The organism is Streptomyces sp. NPDC059010, from assembly GCF_042740355.1.
In the GTDB taxonomy this organism is placed as follows: domain Bacteria; phylum Actinomycetota; class Actinomycetes; order Streptomycetales; family Streptomycetaceae; genus Streptomyces.
This window is the reverse complement of sequence record NZ_JBHYJA010000099.1, coordinates 1-6527: the sequence shown is the minus strand read 5'-3', so window position 1 is coordinate 6527 and position 6527 is coordinate 1. Positions and strand designations below refer to the sequence as shown.

Sequence of the window (6527 nt, the reverse complement as noted above, 5' to 3'; positions counted from 1 at the left end):
GTCCTGGCCGCCACCCTCTCCCCCACCTGGGGCATCTACAGCGGCTACGAACTGTGCGAGAACACCCCCCTGCGCCCCGGCAGCGAGGAATACCTCCACTCGGAGAAGTACCAGATCCGCCCCCGCGACTGGGCCGCCGCCGAACGCGAGGGCCGCACCATCACCCCCCTGATCACCAGGCTCAACGCCGTCCGGCGCGCGAACCCCGCCCTGCGGCAGCTGCGCGATCTGCACTTCCATCACACGGACAAGGACGAGGTGATCGCCTACTCCAAACGGCAGGGATCGAACACGGTTCTGGTGGTCGCCAACCTCGACCCCCACCACACCCAGGAGGCCACGGTCTCGTTGGACATGCCGCAACTCGGCCTGGATTGGCACGAGTCGGTGCCGGTGCGCGACGAGCTCACCGGCGAGACCTATCACTGGGGCAGGACCAACTATGTGCGCCTTGAGCCGGGCCGCGAGCCCGCGCACATCTTTCGTGTTCTGCGACCGTCCACCCCGCAGATCGGAGGGTCACCCACAAAATGATCGTCAACGAGCCCGTTCAGGACACCTTCGAGGACACCCCCGCCAAGGATCGTGACCCCGACTGGTTCAAACGAGCAGTCTTCTACGAGGTCCTGGTCCGCTCCTTCCAGGACAGCAACGGCGACGGCGTCGGCGACCTCAAGGGCCTCACCGCCAAACTCGACTACCTGCAATGGCTCGGCGTCGACTGCCTGTGGCTGCCGCCCTTCTTCAAATCACCGCTCAGGGACGGCGGCTACGACGTCTCCGACTACACCTCGGTGCTGCCGGAATTCGGTGATCTCGCCGATTTCGTGGAATTCGTGGACTCCGCTCACCAGCGGGGCATGCGCGTCATCATCGACTTCGTCATGAACCACACCAGCGACCAGCACCCGTGGTTCCAGGAGTCGCGGAAGGACCCCGACGGCCCCTACGGCGACTACTACGTGTGGGCGAAGGACGACAAGGCCTACGGCGACGCCCGCATCATCTTCGTCGACACCGAGGCCTCCAACTGGACCTTCGATCCGGTCCGCAAGCAGTACTTCTTCCACCGCTTCTTCTCCCACCAGCCGGATCTCAACTACGAGAACCCGACCGTGCAGGAGGAGATCATCTCCGCCCTGCGGTTCTGGCTGGACCTGGGTATCGACGGCTTCCGGCTGGACGCGGTGCCGTATCTGTACGCGGAGGAGGGCACCAACTGCGAGAACCTGCCCGCGACCCACGAATTCCTCAAGCGGGTGCGGAAGGAGATCGACGCCCACTACCCGGACACGGTGCTGCTGGCGGAGGCCAACCAGTGGCCCGAGGACGTCGTCGACTATTTCGGTGACTACCGAAGCGGCGGCGACGAATGCCACATGGCGTTCCACTTCCCGGTCATGCCGCGCATCTTCATGGCCGTACGGCGGGAATCGCGCTACCCGGTCTCGGAAATCCTCGCCAAGACCCCGGCCATCCCGTCCGGCTGCCAGTGGGGCATCTTCCTGCGCAACCACGACGAGCTGACCCTCGAAATGGTCACCGACGAGGAACGCGACTACATGTACGCGGAGTACGCCAAGGACCCGCGGATGCGCGCCAACATCGGCATCCGCAGGCGGCTGGCCCCGCTCCTCGACAACGACCGCAACCAGATCGAGCTGTTCACCGCGCTGCTGCTGTCCCTCCCCGGCTCGCCGATCCTCTACTACGGCGACGAGATCGGCATGGGCGACAACATCTGGCTCGGCGACCGCGACGCCGTCCGCACCCCCATGCAGTGGACCCCGGACCGCAACGCGGGGTTCTCGTCCTGCGATCCGGGACGGCTGTTCCTGCCCACGATCATGGACCCGGTCCACGGCTACCAGGTCACGAACGTCGAGGCGTCCATGGCGTCGCCGTCCTCGCTCCTGCACTGGACCCGCCGCATGATCGAGATTCGCAAGCAGAACCCCGCCTTCGGACTCGGCACCTACACGGAACTCCAGTCCTCCAACCCCGCCGTACTCGCCTTCCTGCGCGAATACGAGGACGACCTCGTGCTGTGCGTGCACAACTTCTCCCGTTTCGCACAGCCGACGGAGCTGGATCTGCGCGAGTTCAACGGGCGGCATCCGGTGGAGCTGTTCGGCGGGGTGCGATTCCCGGCCATCGGTGAGCTGCCGTACTTGCTGACTCTCGGGGGCCACGGCTTCTACTGGTTCCGGCTGCGCAAGGACGCCGCCTGAGAGCCCCGCGGGGCGGTTTCCACCGCCCCGCCGGGGGCACGCATGAGTAACACCCCGACCTCCCGGGGAAAGGACGCGACGCCATGTCGGAAGCCGTCACCCGTACCATCACCACCTCGCCCGGCCTCCTTGCGTCACTGGACCCACTGCTGCGGGAGTGGCTGCCGCGGCAGCGCTGGTTCGCGGGCAAGGGGCGTCCGGTCACGGGCTTCTCCCTGGTGGCGGCCACCGAGCTGCTGCCGCCCGGCCGCAAACTGGGCCTGTACCACCTGCTGGTGCGCGCCCATCAGCCCCTCGCCCCCGTGCCGGGCTCACCCGAGCTGCCGGCCGACTGCTACCAACTCCTCATAGGGGAGCGCGAGGCGCTGCCGCCGCGGCTGGCGCCCGCGCTGATCGGACACGTGGCCGAGGGCCCGCTCGCCGGACGCACGGTGTACGACGCCCTGTACGACACCCGCCCCAGCGAGCTGCTCCTCGAAGCACTGCGCACCGGGGCCCGCATCGGCGCCCTGCGCTTCGAGCAGGACGGAGGCCAGGACATCCGGTCCGGTCTGGTGCCGCGCCTGGTCACCTCCGAACAGTCGAACTCGTCCGTCGTCTACGGCGATACGTTCATCCTGAAGCTGTTGCGCCGGGTCGTGCCCGGCGTCAACCCCGACCTGGAGCTGCCGCTGGCGCTGGCCCGCGAGGACTGCGACCGGGTGCCCGCGCCGACGGCGTGGATCCGTGCCGAGCTGGCCGGCGAGTCGTATGTCCTCGGTGTGCTCCAGCCATTCGTGCAGGGCGCGGCCGACGGCTGGGAGCTGGCGTTGCGCCAGTTGGCCAAGGGGGAGGACTTCGCCGCCGCCGCGCGGGCGCTCGGGCGCGCCACTGCCGAGGTCCACACGGTGCTGGCCCGTACGCTGCCGACCGTGACGTTGGGGCACACACAGGTGCAGCAGCTGGTCGACGGCATGGTCGAGCGGCTCGACGCGGCCGCGCAGGCGGTGCCCGCGCTGCGGCCGTACGCGCCGGGTCTGCGCTCGGCCTTCGAGGCGCTGGCCGCGCTCGCGGCCGAGGGTCACACGTGGACCGCCCAGCGCATTCACGGCGATCTGCATCTCGGACAGTGCCTGCGCTCACCGGCCGGTCAGTGGTGGCTCATCGACTTCGAGGGCGAGCCGTCGAAGTCGCTGGCCGAGCGGCGGATGCCGCAGCCGGTGGTGCGGGACGTCGCCGGGATGCTGCGCTCCTTCGACTACGCCGCCCACTCGGCCGAGCGTCCGGCACCCGGCTGGGCCGAGGCCTGCCGGGCCGCGTACTGCTCCGGGTACGCACAGGCCGGTGGTGTCGATCCGCGCACCGATCCGGTTCTGCTGCGCGCGTACGAGACCGACAAGGCGATCTACGAGGTCGTCTACGAGGCCCGGCACCGCCCCGACTGGCTCCCGGTTCCGCTGTCCGCGATACATCGTCTCGCCGCGGACTCCGGTACCCCGTCCCCCTCCTCCCTCTCCTCCCCCGCCACCCCCTCATCTCCACCTTCGCCAAGGAGGCCCCGCCCGTGACCCCCCGCACCACTCCCTCCAGCGGTTCGGAACCCGAGAACACGGCCGAGCAGTCGGCCGAGAAGAAGAGCGTCGCCAAAAGGGCGGCGACCAAGGCCGTGGAGGCCGCGGAGGCCGTGCGGAAGGGGACGGCGAAGAAGGCGACGGCGAAGGCCGCCGGGCAGAAGAAGGCGGCCACGAAGAAACCGGCGGCCAAGAAGGCCACGGCGAAGAAACCGCCCGCCAAGAAGGCCGCCGTGGAGAACGCCGAAGCGGAGAAGTCCGGAGCCGAGAAGGCCGTGGCGGAGAAGGCCGTGGCCAAGAAGGTCGGGGCGAAGAAGGCCGCGGCGAAGAGCACCACCGCGAAGGCCACGGCGGCGAAGGGCACCGCCACCAAGAAGGCCGCCGCCAAGAAGATCCCCGCGCAGCAGGCGGCGCAGAAGAAGAAGATCCCGGCGCAGCAGGCCGTCCCGAAGCCGGCCGAGCCCGTGGAGGTCACCGTCTCGCCGGCCCTGGACGCCGCCGACCGCGACCGTCTGATCACCGGCACGCACCACGACCCGCACTCCGTGCTCGGCGCGCATCCGGTGCCCGGCGGTGTCGCGTTCCGGGCCTTCAAGCCGTACGCCCTGTCGGTGACCGTCGTGGCCGGGAATCTGCGGGCGGAACTGCACGACGACGCGGAGGGGTTCTTCTCGGGGCTGCTGCCGCTGCGGGCGGTGCCGGAGAACTACAAGCTGCTCGTGGCGTACGAGGGGTCGGTGCAGGAGACCGAGGACGCGTACCGTTTCCTGCCCGCGCTGGGCGAGCTCGATCTGCATCTGATCGGCGAGGGACGGCACGAGGAACTGTGGCGGGCGCTGGGCGCCGAGCCGATGACGCACCAGGCCGTGACCGGCACCCGCTTCACGGTGTGGGCGCCGAACGCCCGCGGCGTCTCACTGGCCGGCACCTTCAACTTCTGGGACGGCACGGGCTATCCGATGCGTTCGCTCGGCGGCACCGGGGTCTGGGAGCTGTTCGTGCCGGACATCGGCGAGGGCGAGCTGTACAAGTTCGAGATCACCCGGCCCGACGGCTCGAAGACGCTGCGCGCGGATCCGCTGGCCCGCCGGACGGAGGCCCCGCCCAACACGTCGTCCATCGTGCACGCCTCGCACCATGAGTGGGGCGACGAGGCGTGGCTGGAGCGGCGCGGTGCGACCCCGACGCACGAGGCGCCGTTCTCGGTCTACGAGGTCCACCTGGCGTCCTGGCGCCCCGGCCTGACGTACCGGCAACTGGCCGACCAGCTCCCCGCGTACGTCAAGGACCTGGGCTTCACGCACGTGGAGCTGATGCCGGTGGCCGAGCACCCGTTCGGCGGCTCGTGGGGCTACCAGGTCACCGGCTTCTACGCGCCCACGGCCCGGCTCGGCACGCCGGACGACTTCAAGTACCTGGTCGACGCCCTCCACCAGGCCGGGATCGGCGTGCTGATGGACTGGGTGCCGGCGCACTTCCCGCGCGACGACTGGGCGCTGGCGGAGTTCGACGGCCGTCCGCTGTACGAGCACGAGGACCCGCTGCGCTCCGCGCACCCCGACTGGGGCACGCTGGAGTTCGACTTCGGCCGACGCGAGGTGCGCAACTTCCTGGTGGCCAACGCCCTGTACTGGTGCGAGGAGTTCCACATCGACGGACTGCGGGTGGACGCCGTCGCCTCCATGCTCTACCTGGACTACTCACGCGAGCCGGGCCAGTGGCTCCCGAACGAGCACGGCGGGCGGGAGAACCTGGACGCGGTTGCGTTCCTGCAGGAGATGAACGCGACGGTGTACCGGCGGGTGCCGGGGGTCGTGACCATCGCGGAGGAATCCACGGCCTGGGACGGCGTGACGCGTCCGACGCATGTGTCGGGTCCGGGCGGTTTCGGGGGCCTGGGCTTCGGTCTGAAGTGGAACATGGGCTGGATGCACGACTCGCTGGAGTACGTGGCCAAGGAGCCGGTGCACCGCAAGTACCACCACAACGAGATGACGTTCTCGATGGTGTACGCCTACAGCGAGAACTACGTCCTGCCCATCTCCCACGACGAGGTGGTGCACGGCAAGCGTTCCCTGGTGTCGAAGATGCCGGGCGACTGGTGGCAGCAGCGCGCCAACCACCGCGCCTACCTGGGCTTCATGTGGGCCCACCCCGGCAAGCAGCTCCTCTTCATGGGCCAGGAGTTCGCCCAGGGCGCCGAGTGGTCCGAGGCGCACGGTCCCGACTGGTGGCTGCTGGACCCGGCGTACGGGGCGGAGCCGGACCACCGGGGCGTGCGTGACCTGGTCCGCGACCTCAACACGGTCTACCGCCACACCCCGGCGCTCTGGCAGCGCGACACCGACCCGTCCGGCTTCCAGTGGGTGGTCGGCGACGCCGCCGACGACAACGTGTTCGCGTTCCTGCGCTACGACGCGGAGGGCGTCCCGCTGCTTGCGGTGTCGAACATGTCGCCGGTCGTCCGTGACGAGTACCGCCTTGGCGTCCCGGACGACGTCCCGGCCTGGCACGAGACGGTGAACACCGACGCGGCGAAGTACGGCGGCAGCGACGTCACCAATCCCGACCCGGTCAAGCCGGAGCCCCAGCCCTGGCACGGCCGCCCGGCCAGCATCCGCCTGACCCTGCCACCCCTGGCGACCGTCTGGCTGCGCCCGGCCTAGTTGTTCGCCCCCGCCGCCCCTACCCGTCCCGTCCCTGGGGGCTGCCGCCCCCAGACCCCCGCTTCGGCCCTGAAGGGGCC

General features: G+C 69.6%; 3 protein-coding genes and 1 pseudogene. All 4 read left to right on the top strand.

What is annotated here, in order from left to right:
* Positions 1-534, top strand: a pseudogene (locus ACFWYS_RS46370) (alpha-1,4-glucan--maltose-1-phosphate maltosyltransferase); the annotation flags it as partial.
* The gene (treS, locus tag ACFWYS_RS46365) at positions 531-2231 is read left to right on the top strand and encodes a maltose alpha-D-glucosyltransferase (RefSeq protein WP_384783122.1); all 1701 of its coding nucleotides are present in this window, start codon (positions 531-533) and stop codon (positions 2229-2231) included. The pseudogene ACFWYS_RS46370 and the gene treS, both read left to right, overlap by 4 nt.
* Before the next feature lie 83 nt (positions 2232-2314).
* The gene (locus ACFWYS_RS46360) at positions 2315-3778 is read left to right on the top strand and encodes a maltokinase (RefSeq protein WP_384783119.1); all 1464 of its coding nucleotides are present in this window, start codon (positions 2315-2317) and stop codon (positions 3776-3778) included.
* Positions 3775-6447 (top strand): 1,4-alpha-glucan branching enzyme, encoded by a 2673-nt coding sequence (gene glgB, locus ACFWYS_RS46355; protein ID WP_384783116.1) that lies wholly within the window; start codon positions 3775-3777, stop codon positions 6445-6447. Before ACFWYS_RS46360 ends, glgB begins: the two co-directional genes overlap by 4 nt.
* Positions 6448-6527 lie beyond the last annotated feature (80 nt).

Coding starts and splice junctions, on each gene's coding strand:
- treS (WP_384783122.1), top strand. CDS start 531: ATGATCGTCAACGAGCCCGTTCAGGACACCTTCGAGGACACCCCCGCC.
- ACFWYS_RS46360 (WP_384783119.1), top strand. CDS start 2,315: ATGTCGGAAGCCGTCACCCGTACCATCACCACCTCGCCCGGCCTCCTT.